The organism is Streptomyces vulcanius, from assembly GCF_042653945.1.
In the GTDB taxonomy this organism is placed as follows: Bacteria; Actinomycetota; Actinomycetes; order Streptomycetales; family Streptomycetaceae; genus Streptomyces; species Streptomyces mangrovi.
In genome coordinates this window covers 70,333-89,113 of the sequence record NZ_JBHSFK010000038.1, presented here as the reverse complement: position 1 = coordinate 89,113, position 18,781 = coordinate 70,333, and the positions used below count along the sequence as shown (strand labels likewise).

General features: G+C 70.0%; 20 protein-coding genes and 1 riboswitch. Of the genes, 10 read left to right on the top strand and 10 right to left on the bottom strand.

Going from position 1 to position 18,781, the window contains the following annotated elements:
* Window positions 1-6: 6 nt before the first annotated feature.
* Window positions 7-375 (bottom strand): MerR family transcriptional regulator, encoded by a 369-nt coding sequence (locus ACFPIH_RS41845; RefSeq protein ID WP_381183187.1) that lies wholly within the window; start codon window positions 373-375, stop codon window positions 7-9.
* A 144-nt stretch (window positions 376-519) separates the two neighbouring features.
* Between ACFPIH_RS41845 and ACFPIH_RS41840 the strand changes: the two genes are divergently transcribed.
* Window positions 520-855, top strand: a complete 336-nt coding sequence (locus ACFPIH_RS41840; protein ID WP_381183185.1) for an EthD domain-containing protein — start codon at window positions 520-522, stop codon at window positions 853-855.
* Window positions 856-1,039: 184 nt separating this feature from the next.
* On the opposite strand, the gene ACFPIH_RS41835 is transcribed toward ACFPIH_RS41840, so the two are convergent.
* Complete coding sequence (locus ACFPIH_RS41835) at window positions 1,040-1,615, bottom strand: TerD family protein (RefSeq protein WP_005486352.1); 576 nt, start codon at window positions 1,613-1,615, stop codon at window positions 1,040-1,042.
* 204 nt (window positions 1,616-1,819) lie between these two features.
* Between ACFPIH_RS41835 and arfB the strand changes: the two genes are divergently transcribed.
* Both arfB and ACFPIH_RS41825 read left to right on the top strand, forming a co-directional pair.
* Window positions 1,820-2,260, top strand: coding sequence for an alternative ribosome rescue aminoacyl-tRNA hydrolase ArfB (gene arfB, locus ACFPIH_RS41830; RefSeq protein WP_381183183.1), 441 nt, complete (start codon window positions 1,820-1,822; stop codon window positions 2,258-2,260).
* 109 nt (window positions 2,261-2,369) lie between these two features.
* On the top strand, window positions 2,370-3,410 hold the full coding sequence (locus ACFPIH_RS41825) for an alpha/beta hydrolase (protein WP_381183181.1): 1,041 nt from the start codon (window positions 2,370-2,372) through the stop codon (window positions 3,408-3,410).
* 277 nt (window positions 3,411-3,687) lie between these two features.
* On the opposite strand, the gene ACFPIH_RS41820 is transcribed toward ACFPIH_RS41825, so the two are convergent.
* Complete coding sequence (locus ACFPIH_RS41820) at window positions 3,688-4,143, bottom strand: GNAT family N-acetyltransferase (protein ID WP_381183179.1); 456 nt, start codon at window positions 4,141-4,143, stop codon at window positions 3,688-3,690.
* Window positions 4,144-4,191: 48 nt separating this feature from the next.
* On the bottom strand, window positions 4,192-4,683 hold the full coding sequence (locus tag ACFPIH_RS41815) for a flavin reductase family protein (protein WP_381183235.1): 492 nt from the start codon (window positions 4,681-4,683) through the stop codon (window positions 4,192-4,194).
* Window positions 4,684-5,111: 428 nt separating this feature from the next.
* Here ACFPIH_RS41815 and cdgB point away from each other — a divergent pair, with 428 nt between their 5' ends.
* Together cdgB and ACFPIH_RS41805 are read left to right on the top strand one after the other, a co-directional pair.
* Entirely contained in the window at window positions 5,112-6,785 is a 1,674-nt protein-coding gene (gene cdgB / locus ACFPIH_RS41810) for a diguanylate cyclase CdgB (protein ID WP_381183177.1), read from the top strand.
* 133 nt (window positions 6,786-6,918) lie between these two features.
* A complete protein-coding gene (locus ACFPIH_RS41805; RefSeq protein ID WP_381183175.1) occupies window positions 6,919-7,839 on the top strand; it encodes a carbohydrate-binding protein in 921 nt (306 codons plus the stop codon).
* A gap of 68 nt (window positions 7,840-7,907) precedes the next feature.
* Here ACFPIH_RS41805 and ACFPIH_RS41800 read toward each other — a convergent pair whose 3' ends face one another.
* The 4 genes from ACFPIH_RS41800 to ACFPIH_RS41785 form a co-directional block, all read right to left on the bottom strand.
* A complete protein-coding gene (locus ACFPIH_RS41800) occupies window positions 7,908-8,264 on the bottom strand; it encodes a peptidase inhibitor family I36 protein (protein WP_381183173.1) in 357 nt (118 codons plus the stop codon).
* 138 nt (window positions 8,265-8,402) lie between these two features.
* Window positions 8,403-9,320 carry a 1-phosphofructokinase family hexose kinase gene (locus ACFPIH_RS41795; RefSeq protein WP_381183172.1) on the bottom strand — a complete coding sequence of 306 codons (918 nt, stop codon included), beginning with the start codon at window positions 9,318-9,320 and terminating at the stop codon, window positions 8,403-8,405.
* A gap of 38 nt (window positions 9,321-9,358) precedes the next feature.
* Window positions 9,359-10,543, bottom strand: a complete 1,185-nt coding sequence (gene nagA / locus ACFPIH_RS41790) for an N-acetylglucosamine-6-phosphate deacetylase (protein WP_381183170.1) — start codon at window positions 10,541-10,543, stop codon at window positions 9,359-9,361.
* Window positions 10,543-11,484, bottom strand: coding sequence for an ROK family protein (locus ACFPIH_RS41785; protein ID WP_381183168.1), 942 nt, complete (start codon window positions 11,482-11,484; stop codon window positions 10,543-10,545). The genes nagA and ACFPIH_RS41785 overlap by 1 nt, the downstream gene beginning before the upstream one ends.
* A gap of 148 nt (window positions 11,485-11,632) precedes the next feature.
* On the opposite strand from ACFPIH_RS41785, the gene ACFPIH_RS41780 reads away from it, so the two are divergent.
* Genes ACFPIH_RS41780 through otsB form a run of 3 tightly spaced genes read left to right on the top strand, consistent with a single transcriptional unit; the run spans window position 11,633 to window position 14,033 of the window.
* Window positions 11,633-12,913 carry an extracellular solute-binding protein gene (locus ACFPIH_RS41780; RefSeq protein WP_381183166.1) on the top strand — a complete coding sequence of 427 codons (1,281 nt, stop codon included), beginning with the start codon at window positions 11,633-11,635 and terminating at the stop codon, window positions 12,911-12,913.
* Window positions 12,914-12,947: 34 nt separating this feature from the next.
* Window positions 12,948-13,178: a DUF3263 domain-containing protein gene (locus ACFPIH_RS41775; protein WP_381183164.1), complete on the top strand. Its 231-nt coding sequence runs from the start codon at window positions 12,948-12,950 to the stop codon at window positions 13,176-13,178.
* A gap of 27 nt (window positions 13,179-13,205) precedes the next feature.
* Window positions 13,206-14,033 carry a trehalose-phosphatase gene (otsB, locus tag ACFPIH_RS41770; protein WP_381183162.1) on the top strand — a complete coding sequence of 276 codons (828 nt, stop codon included), beginning with the start codon at window positions 13,206-13,208 and terminating at the stop codon, window positions 14,031-14,033.
* Here otsB and ACFPIH_RS41765 read toward each other — a convergent pair.
* Complete coding sequence (locus ACFPIH_RS41765; RefSeq protein WP_381183160.1) at window positions 14,021-15,436, bottom strand: alpha,alpha-trehalose-phosphate synthase (UDP-forming); 1,416 nt, start codon at window positions 15,434-15,436, stop codon at window positions 14,021-14,023. The genes otsB and ACFPIH_RS41765 overlap by 13 nt on opposite strands.
* Window positions 15,437-15,519: 83 nt before the next feature.
* Complete coding sequence (locus tag ACFPIH_RS41760) at window positions 15,520-16,464, bottom strand: glucosyl-3-phosphoglycerate synthase (protein ID WP_381183158.1); 945 nt, start codon at window positions 16,462-16,464, stop codon at window positions 15,520-15,522.
* Window positions 16,465-16,624: 160 nt separating this feature from the next.
* A riboswitch (SAM riboswitch) is annotated at window positions 16,625-16,771 on the top strand.
* 18 nt (window positions 16,772-16,789) lie between these two features.
* Here ACFPIH_RS41760 and thrC point away from each other — a divergent pair.
* Both thrC and ACFPIH_RS41750 read left to right on the top strand, forming a co-directional pair.
* A complete protein-coding gene (gene thrC / locus ACFPIH_RS41755) occupies window positions 16,790-18,079 on the top strand; it encodes a threonine synthase (protein ID WP_381183156.1) in 1,290 nt (429 codons plus the stop codon).
* Window positions 18,076-18,351 carry a MoaD/ThiS family protein gene (locus ACFPIH_RS41750; protein ID WP_381183154.1) on the top strand — a complete coding sequence of 92 codons (276 nt, stop codon included), beginning with the start codon at window positions 18,076-18,078 and terminating at the stop codon, window positions 18,349-18,351. Before thrC ends, ACFPIH_RS41750 begins: the two co-directional genes overlap by 4 nt.
* Window positions 18,352-18,781 lie beyond the last annotated feature (430 nt).

Here is an 18,781-nt window from a genome sequence, read left to right as displayed (position 1 = left end):
CGAGGCCTAGTCATCCGCCACGTTCGCCAGAAAGTTCCGATTTACGTCAATCAGGTGATCAAGTGCTGCTCTGGCGGCGGCCAGGCTGTCTATTGTGGACGAAAGGCGATTTCGCTCCTGATTCATTGCGGTCAAAGCTTCCCGGGCTCTGTCCATGTTGGGCTCCGTCATGCAGGGGACCATCTGAGCGATGGTTCTGCTGGACATTCCGGCGGCCAGGAAGCTCTGAACCAGCGCCACCCGCTGGACGTGATCATCGTCGTAGCACCGCTGGCCGCTGGGGGACCTTGTGCTGACCAGCAGGCCCTGCTGCTCGTAGTAGCGCAGTGATCGACGGCTTGCTCCTGTCCGGGCGGACAGTTCACCGATCCGCATCTCAACCCCTCGTGTGCATTGGGTCACGGCGACTTGCCCTTGACATCGATGTGAGCGTTTAGGTTAACCCCATGGCTCGCGATCCGCCGCCAGGGCATCTGGTTGCCGACCTCTCGCGTTCGCGAGCACGAAAAGGAGAAGTCCGTGATCAAGTTCGCTTTCATGATCAACCGTATCGATGGAATGACCTTCGAGGAATTCGTTGAGCATCACCGAAATCGCCACGCCCCGTTGTTCACCTCCATTCCAGAAGCGCGGCAGTACGTGAAGAAGTACACCGTCTCTCACCCGGTACCCGCCGAAGGGTATCCGAGCCCCGCCTACGACGGCCTCACTGAAATCTGGTTTGAAAGCTGGGCGGATCACGACGCCTTCTTCGCGTCTAAGAATTACAAGGAGTTGGTGAACCCGGACGAGAGTAGGTTCATCGATATGAATTCAGTGGCGGTAATGGTCACTGAAGAAAGGGTTGTGGTCTAATCCTTGGAGGCCCAGCGATCAGGGTTTCGGAGTGCTGGACGGGCCGTTCGTAGCCGCAGGCATGTTGGCGGGCTGGGTGCCACCATCACGCCTATCCGCGCGCCCTCTTACGCGCGAGGAGCCCCCGACCGGGCAGTAGCGCGGTCGGGGGCTCCGGTGATCACCTCGTGCCCGGCGTCGTCCGTCAGACGTTGACGCCGAAGTCCTGGGCGATGCCGACCAGGCCCGAGGCGTAGCCCTGGCCCACGGCGCGGAACTTCCACTCCGCGCCGTTGCGGTAGAGCTCGCCGAAGACCATGGCGGTCTCGGTCGCCGCGTCCTCGGAGAGGTCGTAGCGGGCGATCTCGGCGCCGCCGGCCTGGTTGACGATGCGGATGTAGGCGTTGCGGACCTGGCCGAAGTTCTGCGAGCGGTTCTCCGCGTCGTAGATCGAGACCGGGAAGACGATCTTGTCGACGTCGGCGGGGAGGCCCGCCAGGTTGACGTTGATCGCCTCGTCGTCGCCGGCGCCCTCGCCGGTGCGGTTGTCGCCGGTGTGGACGATGGTCTGGTCCGGGGTCTGCTTGTTGTTGAAGAAGACGAAGTGGCCGTCGGAGTAGACCTTGCCCTGGGGGTTGACCGCGATCGCGGAGGCGTCGAGGTCGAAGTCCGTGCCGGTGGTCGTGCGGACGTCCCAGCCGAGGCCCACGGTGACGGCGGTCAGGCCCGGGGCCTCCTTGGTGAGCGAGACGTTGCCACCCTTGGACAGGCTTACAGCCATGGTTGGGAGTCCTTCCCTCGGTTCGTGCGGAGTCGTACGTAGCTTCCTGCGGGCACGAAGCTACAGCTATCCCTATGAACGCAGGCAAGGGTGTCCAAGGTTCCCCGCCGCGTCCCGTGTCTTTACTTTCTTTACCAAGTGCGACCAGGCGCGTCACGACGGTCGGCGATATTGGGGTGACGTGGACCGGACAGACGCGGGAACATGTACGGCATGTCCGGTCCCCATGTCATCCGCGGTTCCGTCGCCCTGCCCGAGGCGGAGCTCATCTGGCGTTTCTCGCGGTCCTCGGGGCCAGGCGGGCAGCACGTCAACACCAGCGACTCCCAGGTGGAACTGCGCTTCGACCTCGCGCACACCGAGGCGTTGCCCGAGGTGTGGAAGGCGCGGGCGCTGGAACGGCTCGCGGGGCGGCTCGTCGACGGCGGTGTCATCAGCGTACGAGCCTCCGAGCACCGGTCCCAGTGGCGCAACCGCGAGACCGCCGCCGTACGGCTCGCCGCGCTCCTCGCCGAGGCCACCGCGCCGCCGCCCAAGCCGCGCCGGCCGACCCGGATCCCGCGCGGGATCAACGAACGGCGGCTGCGGGAGAAGAAGCAGCGGTCCGAGACCAAGCGGGGGAGGAACGGCCGCGACTGGTCCTGAGGCCTCCCGGTGCCGGCTCCGGCTTCCCTGACGTGCACACCTCCGCGATCCGCGAGACGCTGTGCGGAGCGCGTTTCGAGGAGCCCAGTAGCCGAGGGAGACGACAACGATGTCAGAGTTGTCAGAGTTCGTCCCGGAAGCGAGTACGGCCGTCGCCGCCCCGCCCGCCTCACCGCCCGCCTCCCCGGTCCGGTCCATCGAGCTCCTCGTCGGTGACGTTCCGATGACCGGCCTTCTCGCACTGCCCCCGGACGGCGTCCCGCCCCGGGCCGTGATCGTCGCGCTGCACGGGAGCGGGATGGCCGCCGGGTACTTCCACGGACAGGCCGACGCCTCGACCTCGCTGCTCTCCCTCGCCGCCGACGCCGGGTACGCCGCGCTCGCCCTGGACCGGCCCGGGTACGGCGGGTCCGCGCGTCGGCTGCCGCACGGGCTGTGCCTCGCCGAGCAGGCGGTGTTCGTGCGGGCCGCGCTGCGGGCGTACGTGGCCGCCGGGCACGGCACGGGGGAGGGGTTTCTGCTCGTCGGGCACTCGATGGGCGGCAAGGTCGCGCTGACCACCGCGGCGTCCGCGCGGGCGGAGGAGGGGCTGCTCGGGGTGGACGTCTCCGGCGTCGGCGCCCGGTGGGCCGTCTCGCCCGAGCGGCTCGCCTCGCTGGGGCGCCGCCCCGACCCCCGGCTGCACTGGGGGCCCCTCACGCTGTATCCGCCGGACACCTTCCGGCTGGCGCGCGGCTTCGTGTCGGCCGTGCCGCGCCGGGAGGCCGCGGAGATCCCCGGCTGGCCCGTGCGGTACGCCGACGTGGCCCGCCGGATCCGGGTCCCGGTGCGGTTCACCTTCGCCGAGTACGAGCGCCTGTGGGCCTGGGACGCCCCGGCCGTGCGCGAACTCACCGGCTGTCTCACCGCACCGGTCCGCGTCGACCACGAGCCGGGTGCCGGGCACAACATCAGCCTCGGCCACACCGCCCGCCGCCACCACCTGCGCCTGCTGGACTTCCTGGAGGAATGCCGGGACCGCGCCGACCGGTCCGACCGCGCCGACCGATCCGACCGGTCCGACCGCGCCGACCGATCCGACCGTGCGGACCGTGCCGACCGACGGGACCGACCGGACCGTGCCGACCGATCCGACCGGCTCGTGCGCTGACCGCCAGCCCGCCAGCCCGCCAGCCCGTTGGCCCGTCCAGTCCAGGTCGGCCGGTTCAGGTCGGGCCGCTCACCACGCGCGCGTGCCGCACTTCCGCGAGCGTCGGCGTTCCGGCCCGCACGACTCGGCCGACAGGCCGCCTGAGCTGCCCGCCCCGACCACCCGGCCGCCCGTCTGCCCGACCGAGCCGTGCGCCCCGACCCGACCCGACCCGCCCCGTCCGTCCGACCGAGCCGTGCGCGACCTGCCTCCCGGCTTCCCCGGCCACGGGCGCCCCTCACCCCACCCCCAACACCCCCACCGTCTGCCCCCCCCCGCTCGTCTCCCCGTTCCTATGGAAGCCCAGGCCCAGGTAGAAGCCTGCCGGGCCCTGCTCGCCCTCCTCCCAGGTGACGTAGCACTCCGTGCCGCCGCGGCGGTGGATCTCGGCTGCGACCGATCGCACCGCGAAACGGCCGTAGCCGCGGCCCTGCTCGCCGGCGGCTATGTTCAGCCGCCACAGGCCGGACCGGAACACGCTTCCGTCGCCCTTCCAGTCGATGTCGAAAAAGGCCATAAGAAAACCGACCGCGCGGTCTTCATTCACGATCAGGCGGGGCCAGGCGACGCCGGGGTGGACATACGCCTCCGCCAACGACTTCACCACAGGTGCGACTGCGAATTCCTGCTCGGGGCGGACTTTGACGGCGAGAGCGGCGTCCAGGTTCGCGGAGGTGATTTCTTCCAGCTGCATCCGCGCAACGTAGGACGGCCAATCGGACCGGTCCACCCAATTTCCGGCTCAGCCCAACTGCCGGTACCCGCCCCGGAAATAGACGAGCGGTCCGCCTTCCGCGCTCGGCATCCGAGCGGTCAGTACGCGGCCGAGCACCAGCGTGTGGTCGCCCGCCGGAACCCGCTGTTCCGTTCGGCATTCCAGGGTGCCCAGCGCGCCGCCCACCAGAGGCGCCCCGGTCGCCTCGCCGGGGACGTACGGGATGTCCTCGAAGAGCAGGCGGTCGCTGAGGCGGCCCTTCATCGCGAAGCGGCCCGCGATGTGCCGCTGGCTCTCGGTGAGCACGGAGACGGCCCACAGGGGCTGTTCGTCCAGCAGGTCGTCCATGCGGGAGCCCGTGCGCAGGCTGACCAGGACCAGGGGCGGGTCCAGGGAGACCGAGAGGAACGCCGTCGCCGTCATTCCGGCGTACTCGCCGGGTGGCGCCGCGGGGTCGTCCGGGTCGAGCGACGCCTCCTGCGCGGTCACCAGGACCACGCCGCCGGCCAGCCGGGACATGACCGCGCGGAACTCGTCGTTGCTCACCCCCACAGCATGCCTGGGGTCGGGGATCGTCTTCAGTACGTCGGAAGCCACGCCGGGAACGGTAGTGTCCACCTCGCGCGCCCCGCATCGGACTCCGGTCCGAGTAAGGGTCCGCGTAGGGGCGTAGGTCTCCGGAACGACCGCAGAACGACTCCGGTGGATTTCCTATCTGCCCGACCCGTTCAGGAAACACACAGGGAAAACGCAGAAACCCCACTCAAATGTTCACGTTCATCTGTGACTTGAGTCACAAGGGGCATGAATTGTTGACCCTGTGTACCGAGTGGGCAGCGCGCTGTGATTCAGTGGCAGACAGATCAGTGGCAGACAGAAACGACAGAAACACGTTACGCCGAAGACAACCCTTGATTCGCTGCGAAGTCTCGGGGGGAGGGCGAAGCATGGAGACCGAGTCGGAGCCGTACGTCCAACTTGGGTCCCTGCGACAGCTGCACCAGGTAATGGCCGAGATGAACACGGCCCGCAGCCTGGCCGACACGCTGCAGACCGTCGCCGACGGCGTGGTCACCGCACTGGGCTATGAACTGGCGTGCGTCAACCTCGTGCGCCCCGACGGTGATCTCGTGGTCGCCGCGCTCGCCGGGAACCCCGCCGCCGAGGCTCTGATCACCGGCCGGGTGGGCTCGAGAGAGTCCTGGGAACGGCGCCTGAACATGGGGGAGACCTGGGGTGACCTGGTCTTCATACCCCACACCGAGGGCTGGATCCTCGACGACGACGACGTCCCGCAGTGGTACACCGACGGGCCCGCGCCCCGCTTCGAGGACGAGTGGCATCCGTCGGACCGCCTCTTCGCGCCCATGTTCATGCCCCCGGTGCCCGGCGGCGGCTCCTGCGGCGAACTGATCGGCGTCCTGTCCGTGGACCGGCCGCGCAACGGCCGGCGGCCCGGCGCGTGGGGGCGCGAGGCGCTCCAGATGTACGCCTTCCAGGCCGCCATCGCGCTGAGCAACGCGCGTCTACGTGCGAATATGCAGCGGGCACTGGTCAGGCTGGAGCGTGAGCAGCAGGCACTGCGTGCCAGCGAGGAGTCCTTCCGGCAGGCCTTCGAGTACGCCCCCTCCGGCATGGCCATCGCCGAGATGGGCGGCGACCAGCACGGACGCATCCTCCGGACCAACGACGCGCTGTGCCGCCTGCTCGGCCGGCCCGCCTCCGCGATGCGCCGCTACGCCTTCTCCGACCTCGTCCATCCCGAGGACATAGGCACCCTGCTGCGGACCTCGGCGGAGGGCGGCCGGGCCGAGCTGCGGCTCGGGCGGCGGGACGGCACATACGTCTGGGTCAGCCTCCGCAACTCCGTCGTCGCCGACGCCGCCGACGGGCCCCGCTTCCTCCTCACGCACGTCGAGGACATCGAGGAGCGCAAGCGCCGCGAGCTCCAGCTCGCCCACCGCGCCTCGCACGACTCCCTCACCGGCCTGCCGAACTCCGCCGAGCTGCGCTCGCGGCTGTCCGCGCGAATATGCCAGCGCCCTCAGTCGACCCACCCCGCCGCCGTCGCCGTCGACGCCATGGACCAGGCCTACGGACATCCCGCGTTCGACGCCAACGGCCACGGCTTCGACTACCGGCCGGGGGGCGTCGAGTCGTACGAGGGGTACGACCACCACGTCCACACCGCCGCCCCCGAGGACACCCCCCGCGACGACGGCGCCAAGGGGCTCGCGGTCCTCTTCTGCGACCTCGACGGATTCAAGTCGATCAACGACCGTTTCGGGCACAACGCGGGCGACGCGGTCCTCATCGAGGTCGCCCGGCGCCTCTCGCGGGCCGTCCGCGACGGAGACACGGTCGCCCGGCTCGGCGGCGACGAGTTCGTGATCCTCGCCGACGGGCTCGGCCGCGCCGACGCCGCCGACCTCGCCGTACGTCTGCGCAACGAGATCATCCAGCCGATCCGCGCCGAGGGGCGGGCGGTCCGGGTGGGCGCCAGCTTCGGCATCGGGTGGGCACACTGCGGGATGACGGCCGACGAGGTGCTGAAGTCCGCCGACGAACGGATGTACGTCGAGAAACGATCTCGTCCCAAACAGCACAGACGTGCGGGATGAGGGCCTGCTCAGCCGCCTGATGCGATCCGAGTCACCCGTTTGGGGCACCGGGAGCGGGTAGGCTCGCCACCCTGAACACTTGCATTACCCCTGTATTGCATCAGCCCCGCACCTGTTGAGGAGTACGACGCCGATGACGCCCGGCAACAACGGCGCGAGTACGCCCGAGGACGACGACCCGTTCGGCTACCTCTACGCCGACGGCCAGGCCAACGGCGCTCAGCCGCCCTCCGGCGGTGGCTACGGCTACCCGAACTCGGTCAGCAGAGTGCGTGCCGTCGGTGAGCGCACCTACGGCGGCCAGCAGGCCGCCCAGCAGGCTCCCACGGCCCCCTACGGCCAGGTGCCGCAGCAGCACGGCGCCTTCGGCCAGCCGAACGCGAACTACGCGGCCCCCGAGACCCCCTCGCGTCAGCACTCGGCGCCCGGCGGGCGCGGCGGCGGCCGGGGCCCCAATACCAAGGGGCTCCTCATCGGCGCGGTCGCGGTGGTCGCGGCGGTCGTGATCGGCATCGCCATCGCGATGTCCCAGGGCGGCTCCGACGACAACAAGGCGAGCGGCGACCCCTCCGCCTCCGCGCCCCAGTCCCAGAGCGCCTCCCCGAGCTCCTCGAGCACCAGTTCGGTATCGGCTTCGGGTGAACTCCCCAAAACCGACGCGAAGGCACTCCGCCTCGACGGCGGCACCTCTTTGACCTCGGAGGTGAAGGGCGCGAAAGCTGACGGTGGGGTTTACGTGAACGGCTTCAACCACGTCGGAGCCAAGGTGACTTGGACGGTCAGCGGCATCCAAGAGGCAGGAGACTTCCGGCTGTACGCGCGTTACAGCATTCCCGGTGCCGATGCCAATGCCACGCTGTCGGTGAACGGCCAAGCAAACAGCCAGCCACTCGGCTTGAAGAACTTCATCGGCTCCCCGAAGGGGAACTATGAAAAGGGCTGGCAGAGCACATGGGCTCCGGTCACCCTGAACAAGGGGACCAACGTCATCGAGATTGCCTGTAATCAGGGCAACCAGTGCGACGCACTCTTCGACCAGCTATGGCTGGAATAAGGACCTGACAGTCAAACGGTCCGCCGGTAGATCCGGCGGACCGTCAACGGCCCGTAAAGGCCGCGGTTTTACCTCCCGTAGACTGCGATCCCCGTGACGGTGGAACCGGGGTTGTCCGAGTAGGTGCGCGGATGCAGAGTGACTAGCCGGGTGCCGACGCCGCAGCCGGTGCCCGGGGTGATGTGCCAGAACTCAATGTCATAGGACGTCTGGTTCGAGACGGACCGGGCAGTGGTGAAGGGATAGCAACCCGGCGTTACGGAGAGGACGGTCCTGGTTCCAGTCCTGTTCGTCCCCGACCATCCGCAGACCTTCCCTGTCGGGCAGGTATTGGGATCAGCCGCCGCAGCTGGTGTGGCGAACGCGCCGCCCAGCAACGCGCCGGTCAGAGCCACCGTCGTCAGGCTCTTCTTGAGTGCGCTCATATCAGGTTCCCCCTATATCTTTCGCTATTGGTCGATGTAGCGAACAGTGATCATCTGATCATCCGGCTGACATGAGGGGAAAGGGCGTTTCTCGGCCAAATTGCTAGGCGGGCATATCCGGTGAGGGTTGCAAAGCTCTCACGCCGCCGTCACCGACACTCGCGCCAGGAGTTCCTCGTAGGCCGCCCGGTCGAAGTCGCCCGCTGTCGGGGACAGGACCGTCGCCGCCGACAGGGCTACCGCTCGGGTGAGGCGGGCCGGCCAGGGGAGGTCTTCGACCAGGGCCGAGAGCAGGCCCGCGGAGACCGCGTCGCCGGCGCCTGTGGGGTTGCCGGGGAGGCGCGCCGGTGGGGTGGCGTGCCAGCGGCCCTCCGGGGTGGCCGCGAGCAGGCCCTGGGGGCCGAGGGAGGCCACCACGGCCTGGGCGCCGCGCCGGCGGGCGTCCTGGGTCGCCTTCAGCGGCTCGTGGGAGCCGGTGAGTTCGGCCAGTTCGGCGGCGTTCGGCTTGATGACGTCCGGGCGGGCGGCCACGGCCCGGCGCAGCGGTTCGCCGCTCGTGTCCAGGAGTACGGGTACGGCCGCCGCCCGCGCCGAGCGGATCAGTGCCGCGTACGCCCCCACCGGCACCCCGGGCGGCAGGCTGCCGCACAGGGCCACCGCGTCGGCGTCGGCGACCAGCCCCTCGTACGCCTCCTGGAAGGCGGACCACTCGGCCGGTGTGATGAGCGGGCCGGGCTCGTTGAGCTGGGTGGTGTCTCCGGAGAGGGCGTCGACGACGGCGACCGTGCGGCGGGTCGGGCCGGAGACGGGGAGCAGCCCGTCGGTGACACCCGGTACGGCGCCGAGCAGTTGGCGTACCACAGCGCCCGTCGCGCCGCCCGCGAAGCCGGTGGCCGTCACCTCGTGGCCGAGGGCGGCCAGCACGCGGGCGACGTTCAGGCCCTTGCCGCCGGGGCGCTGCGCCACGTCGGTCACCCGGTGCGTGGCATGCGGGCGGAGAGCCGGCACGTGGTACGTCAGGTCGAGCGCAGCGTTCAGTGTGACGGTGAGGATCACCTCGTCGACCTCCCCCGGCTGACTTGTGCCCAGACTAATCAGCCCAGTTGGGGATCCACTACCCAAGTGCCCTTGCGCATCACGCCCTTGAGGTCGAAGTTCTCGTCGAGCAGGACCAGGTCGGCGTCCTTGCCCGGCTCCAGGGAACCGACGGTGTCGTAAAGGCCCAGCAGGCGGGCCGGGTTGGCGGAGAGCGCCGCGACCGTGTCCGCCACCGGCAGCCGGTCGATCGTCACCGCCCGCTTGAACGCGCGGTCCAGGGTCAGCGTCGAGCCCGCGATCGAACCGCCCTCCACCAGCCGCGCCACGCCCTCGCTGACCTCGACCTCCAGCGGGCCGACCAGATAGCGGCCGTCTCCGACCCCGGCCGCGCCCATGGCGTCCGTGATGAACGCGACCCGGTCCGCGCCCGCGTGACGGAACGCCAGCTCCAGGGCGGCGGGGTGCAGATGGGTGCCGTCGTTGATGAGCTCGACCGTCACCCGCTCGTCCTCCAGGAGCGCGGCGATCGGGCCGGGGGAGCGGTGGCCGAGCACGGGCATCGCGTTGAAGAGGTGGGTGGCGACCGTGGCGCCCGCGTCGACGGCCTGAGCCGTCTGCTCGTACGTCGCGTCCGTGTGCCCGACGGCCGCGATCACACCGAGCTCGACGAGCAGCCGTACGGAGTCCAGGCCGCCCGGGAGTTCGGTCGCGAGCGTGACCATCTTCGCCCAGCCGCGCGCCGCGTCCACCAGCTTGCGGACCTCCGCCGGGTCCGGGTCGCGCAGCAGCGCCTCGGAGTGCGCGCCCTTGCGGCACGGCGAGATGAACGGGCCCTCGAAGTGGATCCCGGCGAGGTCGCCCTGCTCGGCGAACTCGCTCAGCAGGCCCGCCTGGCGGACCAGGATGTCCATGTCGTCGGTGACGGTGGAGGCGACGAGGGTGGTGGTGCCGTGGGCGCGGTGCGTGCGGATGGCTGTTTCGATGTCGTCCGCGGTGCCGGAGAAGGAGGCTCCGCCGCCGCCGTGGTTGTGGATGTCGACGAAGCCGGGGAGCAGCCAGCCGTTGAGGTTGACCACCTCGGCGGTTCCCTGCGGGGCTTCGGCCGCGATTTTGGTGCCGTCGATCGTGAGGCGGCCGTCGGTCACCGTGCCGGTCGGCAGTACGAGTTTTGCGCCGGTGAGTACCTGCGGGTGCGTCGTGGTCTTTTGCGCAGTTCCCCGCGCCCCTGGGGGGGTGGCCATCAGGGTGTTACCTCCATGCTGTCGGTGTGGTTGAGGAGATCCCAGGCCAGGAGGCCGGCGCCGCGGCAGCCTGCTGTGTCGCCCAGGGTTGCCGGGACGATGGCCGGGAGCTTCTGGAAGGTGATGCGGCTGCGGACGGCGTCCCGGAGCGGTGCGAACAGGGTTTCCCCCGCCTCCGCGAGGCCGCCGCCGATGACGAGGACGCGCGGGTCCAGCAGGGTGAGCGCGGTGACCAGGCCGTCGGCCAGGGCGTCCACGGCCTCCTGCCAGACCCGGACGGCGTTCGGGTCCCCGGACGTGACGGCCTTCGCGCAGTCCGCCGCGTCCGCCTCCGGATCACCGCAGGCCGCCGCCCACGCCGCGCTCACCGCCGCCGCCGACGCGAACCGCTCCAGACAGCCGCGCTGCCCGCAGGGACACAGGGCCCCGCCGGGCCGTACGACGACATGGCCGATCTCGCCCGCGGAGCCGTGCGCGCCCGCCTCCACCCGGCCGTCCACGCCGATCGCGCCCGCGATGCCGGTGCCCAGCGCGACGAACAGGAACCGGTCCGCGCCCCGGCCCGCGCCGACGCGCCCCTCGGCGAGGCCGCCGGTGCGCACGTCGTGGCCGAGGGCCACCGGGACGCCGAGGGCGGCGGTCAGCAGGTCGCGCAGCGGTACGTCCCGCCAGCCCAGGTTGGCCGCGTAGACGGCGACGCCGGCCGCGTCGTCGACGATGCCCGGTACGGCGACCCCGGCCGCGGCAGCCGGTCCGCCGAGGTACTGGACGCCGTACGCGCGCAGCTCGGCGGCGAAGTCGAGGATGCCGGCGACCACGGCGTCCGGGCCGCGCTCGCGGCCGGTGGGGCGGCGGTCCTGGTGCAGCAGGGTGCCGTCGGCCCCGACCAGTGCGGCCTTCATCCCGGTGCCGCCCACGTCGAGGGCGATGACATGTCTCACGGGAACAGTGTGACCCCCGGAACCGCGAGAGGTCTAGTCCACTTACGTGTCTTGGGGGTACCGTGCCGCCCCAAGAGACACATAAGAGGTCTAGTCCTCTTATGTGGTGTGGACCTTACTGACCTACTCCGAATACGGACCCATTGGCATGAGCAATCATTTGTCCATCATTCGGACAGGTTCCGCGCTGGGTATGGCCGCGCTCCTGTCCGGATGCGGACTGACCGGACTGACCGAGGGGTCCGGGCACGTCACCCTCAGACTCGTCGCCGCCGACTACGGCGACAGCGACGCCAACAGCAGCAAGAAGTACTGGGGCGAGCTGGTCGACGCGTACGAGAAGGACCACCCGGACGTCACCGTCGACGTCTCCGTCTACTCGTGGAACGACGTCGACGCCAAGGTGAAGGCGATGGTCGACGCGGGCAGTCCGCCCGACATGGCACAGATCGGCGCCTACTCCGACTACGCGGCGGCCGACCAGCTGTACAAGGCCGACGAACTGCTCTCCGTCACCGTCCAGGCCGACTTCGTACGGCAGCTCGCCGAGGCGGGCAAGGTGCGGAGCATCCAGTACGGCATGCCGTTCGCCTCCTCCACGCGGCTGCTGTTCTACAACAAGACCCTGTTCGCCGAGGCCGGCCTCACCCCGCCGACCACCTGGGCCGAACTCGCCCAGGACGCGCGGGTGCTCAAGGACAAGGGCGTGAAGTACCCCTACGCCCTCCCCCTCGGGCCCGAGGAGGCCCAGGCCGAGGCCATGCAGTGGCTGCTCAGCGGCGGGGGCGGCTACACACCGCAGACCCTCAGCAGCTACAGCATCGACTCCCCCGAGAACATCGACACGTTCGGCTGGCTCAAGGACAAGCTGGTCGACAAGGGCCTGACCGGGCCGGTCGCGCCGGGCAAACTCAACCGGGCCGCCGCGTTCGCCGCGTTCACCGCCGGTGAGGTCGGCATGCTGAACGGCCACCCGTCCCTCATGAAGGCGGCCCAGCAGAAGGGCGTGAAGTTCGGCATGGTCCCGATGCCCGGGCGCAGCGAGCCCGGCAAGATCGCCATGGGCGTCGCCGACTGGATGATGGCCTTCCGGAAGAACGGCCACGCCAAGCAGATCGGCGACTTCCTCGACTTCGTCTACAGCGACGAGAACGTGCTCGACTTCTCCCGGGAGTACGACCTGCTGCCGGCCACCGCCTCCGCCTCCCAGGTCATGAGCACGACCAAGGAGGACGCCGACCTCAAGCCGTTCCTGGAGGAACTCCCGCTCTCCGAGACGTACCCCGTCGGACGGACCTCCTGGGCGCAGGTCAGCGCACTGATCAAGAAGCAGATCGGCCAGGCCGTCGCCCCGGGCGGCGACCCCGCCACCGTGCTGGGCGACCTCCAGACGGCGGCCGGGAAGGCGGACATCGCCGCCGGGGACTGAGCGGGTGTCAGTGGCCGGAGGTACCGTGCGGTCCATGCAGGAACAGCTGGGGGCGAGGGAGCAGGCGGTCCTCGCCCTGGAGCGCCGGGGCTTCTCCGGCCCCGGCGCCAAGGAACGAGCGATCCGCGAGGAACTGGACCTCTCCCCGTTCCACTACTACCAACTCCTCAACGCCCTCCTCGACGACCCGAGGGCCCTGGCCCACGACCCGGTGACGGTGAACAGGCTGAGAAGGGTGCGGGAGTCCCGTCGGGGGGAGCGTTGAGGGGTGCCCGATCGCTAGGGTCGAGACATGGGCACCCCCACCACCCCCGCCGGCCGTGAGGCACTCGACGCGATCCTCGCCGATCCCTCCCACACCCTGATCGCCCTCGACTTCGACGGCACCCTCGCACCCATCGTCGAGAACCCCGAGGACGCCAGGGCCCACCCCGACGCCCTCCCCGCGCTCACCGCCCTCGCCCCGAAGGTCGCCGCCGTCGCGGTGATCACCGGGCGCCCCGCCGAGGTCGCCGTACGCAACGCCGGCTTCGCCGGAGCCGGGGCGAAGGGCCTCGACCACCTCACCGTCCTCGGCCACTACGGCGCCGAACGCTGGGACGCCCGCACAGGCGCCGTCACCGCCCCACCCCCGCACCCCGGCATCGCGGCCGTCCGCACCGAGCTGTCCGCCCTCCTCGACGGGCAGGACCCCGGTGTGTGGGTCGAGGAGAAGGGCGGCCGGGCCGTCGCCGTCCACACCCGCCGCGCCACCGCACCCCAGGCCGCCTTCGACGCCCTCCGCGGCCCCCTCACCGACCTCGCCACCCGTCACGGCCTGATCGTCGAACCGGGCCGGCTGGTCCTGGAGCTGCGCCCGCCGGGCATGGACAAGGGAGTGGCGCTGCTGGACCACGTCCGCGAGACCGGCGCCCGGAGCGTCCTCTACGCCGGCGACGACCTCGGCGACCTCCCGGCCTTCGCCGCCGTCGAGAAGCTCCGCGAGGACGGCGTCCCCGGCCTGCTCGTGTGCAGCGGCAGCAACGAGGTCACCGAGGTGTCCGCCCGCGCCGACCTCGTCGTGGACGGCCCCGCCGGCGTCGTGGGACTGCTGCGGGAGCTGGCCGCTCAGCTCGCCTGAGGGCCCGGAAGATCCTGGAGGGCCTCCAGCTGCTCCAGGAACCAGCGGGCCGGAGGGAGTGCCGTCGCAGCCGCCGCCAGCTTCTCGGTGCGCTCGGCGCGCTCCTCCGGCTTCATGGTGAGGCCCTCGTGCAGGGCGCGGGCGGTCTCCAGGATGTCGTACGGGTTGACGACGAGCGCGTCCTCGCGGAGTTCCCAGTACGCGCCGGCCTCCCGGGACAGCACCAGCGCGCAGCCCTCGTCGGAGACGACCGGGACCTCCTTGGCGACCAGGTTCATGCCGTCCCGGACCGGGTTGACCAGGGCGACGTCCGCGAGGCGGTAGGCGGCGAGGGAGCGGGCGAAGTCGTCCTCCAGGTGCAGGACGACCGGGGTCCAGCCGGGGGTGCCGTACGTCTCGTTGATCTCGGTCGCCACCCGCCGTACCTCCGCCATGTAGTCGCGGTAGACGGCCAGGTCCTGGCGGGAGGGGTAGGCGAAGGCCACGTGGACGACGCGCTCGCGCCACTCGGGGTGGTCCACCAGCAGCTGCCCGTAGGCCAGCAGGCCCCGCACGATGTTCTTGGACAGCTCGGTACGGTCGACCCGGACGATCGTCTTCCGGTCGCCCTCGCCGCCGATCTCCTCGCGGAGGGCGGCCATCCGCTCCTCGACGTCCGGCCGGTGCGAGCGCTCGCGCAGGAAGTCGGCGTCGGCACCGAGTCCGTGCACGCCGACCTGCGTCTTGCCCGCACTGTCGGCGAACTCGGCGCAGCACGCGGTGAACGCGTCCGCCCAGCGCCGGGTGAGGAAGCCCAGACGGTCCGCGCCCAGCATGCCGTGCAGGAGCCGCTCGCGGATGTCCTGGGGGAGCAGCGCGAAGTAGTCCACCGGCGCCCACGGTGTGTGGGAGAAGTGGCCGATGCGCAGGTCGGGGCGGAGCTCGCGGAGCATCCCCGGCACCAGGCACAGGTGGTAGTCCTGGACGAGGACCGCCGCGCCCTGCGCCGCCTCCTCCGCGAGACCCTCCGCGAACGCGCGGTTGTACGTCTCGTACGACGCCCACTGGCGCCGGAACTCCGCGTCGAAGACGGGCTCCAGCGGGGTCTGGTAGAGGAGGTGGTGGATGAACCAGAGCACGGAGTTCGCGATGCCGTTGTAGGCGTCGGCGTGGATGTCCGCCGGGATGGGCAGCATGCGCACGCCCTCCTCGCCGACCCCGCGCCGGACCGCCTCCCGGTCGCCGTCGGACAGCGCCGAGCAGACCCAGAGGGCGCCCGCGTCCGGTCCGATCGCCGACAGGCCGGAGACCAGCCCGCCGCCGCCGCGTTTCGCGCGCAGCGAGCCGTCCTCCCGCACCTCGTACGAGACCGGGCCGCGGTTCGACGCGACCAGCACCTGAGCAGCTCCACCGGTGGTAGCCATAGCCCTCAACCTAGCCCGGTCCGGAAACGCTCAAACGTACGGTCGCGGTGTGTGGAGGGCCCGTATACGGCCCGTTCACCGTGTTACGCGACCTTGCGCGACGCGTACTCCGCGATCTCCGCCATCGGCGGCCGTTCCTCCGTGTCCACCGAGTAGGTGCGCGGCTCGAAGCCGTCCGAGCCGCGTTCGAACTGGGTGAGGGCGGGGCGGACGAGATGGCCGCGGGCCAGCCGGAGCTGGGCGGTGCGGTAGATCGCCGCGGCCATCCGGCCGAGCGCCTGTCCGTCCTGGTGGCGGTGCTTGCGCACACCGACGTCGACCTGGGCGAGGGCGTTCAGCCCCACCAGGTGCAGCGCGTCGACCAGCATCCCCAGCTCCACGCCGTACCCGACCGGGAACGGCAGCTGCTCCAGCAGGCTGCGGCGGGCCGCGTACTCGCCGCCCAGCGGCTGCACGAAGCCGGCCAGCTGCGGCCAGTGCATGTTGAGCAGCGGGCGGGCCATCAGCTCGGTGACCCGGCCGCCCTGGCCCGCCGCGCCGGCGAGCGGACGGTCGTACATGCCCTTGACGAGGGCCACGCCCGGGTCGGTGAGCAGCGGGCCGACGATGCCCGAGACGAAGTCCGAGGAGAACTCCCGCAGATCGGCGTCGATGAAGCAGACGATGTCCCCGCGCGTGACGAGCAGGGAGCGCCACAGCACCTCGCCCTTGCCGGGCACGGCCGGGAGGCGGGGCAGGATCGTGTCGCGGTGGACGACCCGGGCCCCGGCCGCCGCCGCGACCGCGGCCGTACGGTCGGTCGACCCGGAGTCGACGACGATCAGCTCGTCGACCAGCGGTACCTGCTGCATGAGGTCGTGACGGATGACGGCGACGATGTCACCGACCGTCTCCTCCTCGTTCAGCGCGGGCAGCACGACGGACACCGACTGGCCCGTGGCGCGCTTGGCGGCGAGTATCCGGTGCAGCGGGCGGTCGGTCAGGGACCAGGAGCGGGTCGTCAGCCAGCGCTCGGCTTCTTCCAGCACAGTCTGCGGCTCCTCACATCTCGCGGTACAACGCGTGTACATCTCGCGGTTCGGACGACTATCTCAACTGTGGTGGCCTTCGGTTACAGTCTTGAACAACGCGGATGACCATCGCATGTCCGGGGTCGTTCAGCGTTCAATGAGATCAACAACTTCATACCGCTCATCCAGAGGGGCAGAGGGACACGGCCCGATGAAGCCCCGGCAACCCTCCAGCCGGTCTGACCACGTAGATGTGGTGAGGCTCCCGGCTCGGGAAGGTGCCAAATCCGTCTCACGGCGAGGTGCGTCGTGAGGAAGATGAGGAGAAAGGGCCTCCCCTCACATGGCTGCGCAGACTGTTGCAACCGACTCCACGAAGACCGTCGACCTTGGTCCCGCCGCGGCGCTGAGCTGCCGGGAGTGCGGGCACCGCGTCCCCCTCGGGCCCCTCTTCGCCTGCGAGGAGTGTTTCGGCCCCCTTGAGATCGCGTACGACTTCTCCGCCTACGAAACGGAGGAGCTCCGCAAGCGCATCGAGGCGGGACCCGCGAACATCTGGCGTTACGCGCCGCTGCTGCCCGTCCCGGCGGACGTGGCGGACAAGCCCAACATCAACCCCGGCTGGACCCAGCTCGTCAAGGCCGACAACCTCGCCCGTGAACTCGGCGTCGACTCCGGCAAGCTCTTCGTGAAGGACGACTCCGGCAACCCGACCCACTCCTTCAAGGACCGGGTCGTCGCCCAGGCCATCGAGGCCGCCCGCGCGTTCGGGTTCACGACGCTGTCGTGCTCCTCGACCGGCAACCTCGCCGGCGCGGTCGGCGCCGCCGCCGCCCGGGCCGGCTTCCGCTCCTGCGTGTTCATCCCGCACGACCTGGAGCAGGGCAAGGTCGTCATGGCCGCCGTCTACGGCGGTGAACTCGTCGGCATCGAGGGCAACTACGACGACGTCAACCGCTTCTGCTCCGAGCTCATCGGCGACTCGGCGGGCGAGGGCTGGGGCTTCGTCAACGTCAACCTGCGGCCGTACTACGCGGAGGGGTCCAAGACCCTGGCGTACGAGATCTGCGAGCAGCTCGGCTGGCGGATCCCGGACCAGCTGGTCGTGCCGATCGCCTCCGGCTCCCAGCTCACGAAGATCGACAAGGGTCTGCAGGAGCTGATCAAGCTCGGGCTGGTCGAGGACCGGCCGTACAAGATCTTCGGCGCGCAGGCGGAGGGGTGCTCCCCGGTGTCCGTCGCGTACAAGGCGGGGCACGACGTGGTCCGCCCGCAGAAGCCGAACACCATCGCCAAGTCCCTGGCCATCGGCAACCCGGCGGACGGTCCGTACGTGCTCGACATCGCGCGGCGCACGGGCGGGGCCGTGGAGGACGTCACGGACGAGCAGATCGTCGACGCGATCAAGCTGCTCGCCCGGACGGAGGGCATCTTCGCCGAGACCGCCGGCGGGGTAACCGTGGGGGTCACTCGCAAGTTGATCGAGAACGGTCTGCTGGACCCGACGAAGACCACGGTCGTCCTGAACACCGGCGACGGCCTGAAGACCCTGGACGCGGTGGCCGGTACCGGCCTCACCGCGACGATCCGCCCGAACCTCGACTCCTTCCGAGAGGCTGGCCTCGCATCATGAGCGTCAACGTCCGCATCCCCACCATCCTGCGCACCTACACCGGCGGCGCGGCCGAGGTGACGGCCGAGGGCGCGACCCTCGGCGAGGTCATCGCCGACCTGGAGAAGAACCACACGGGCATCGCCGCCCGGGTCCTGGACGACCAGGGCAAGCTGCGGCGGTTCGTCAACGTGTACGTCAACGACGACGACGTCCGCTTCGAGCAGGGACTGGACACGGCGACTCCGGACGGCGCCGGCGTCTCGATCATCCCGGCTGTCGCGGGCGGCTGATCCCTGGATTACTACCCGCCGGTAGTAACCGTCGGTAACAGTGATTACCGAGCGTTCATCGAATTGCCCCCTCCGTGAGAGAAGCGGAGGGGGCAATTCAGTGAGGTTGAACGAGGTACAGTTGGGGAACCCGGTCCAGCACCCCGGTTCTGGCGCCTTTGATTTCTGCCTTACAGCCGACAAGAAGTAGCCAAAGTGCATGTCTCATGCGCGGCATTTGTGGCTTTTATGGGGCCCGACTTGCCCTGAATTCAGGCGAATTCTCGCCACATTCCGGATCCCGCGCGTCCAGAATTCTCGTCCGACTGACCTGTTGCAGACGGCAGTTGGACAGATACATTCGGCCGCGGTCGACGCGTTCCGGCGCACGCCCCCAACCAGCTGGGGGGTGAGGTCTGACCCGGATCCGCGAAGTGTGGATCTGTGCAAG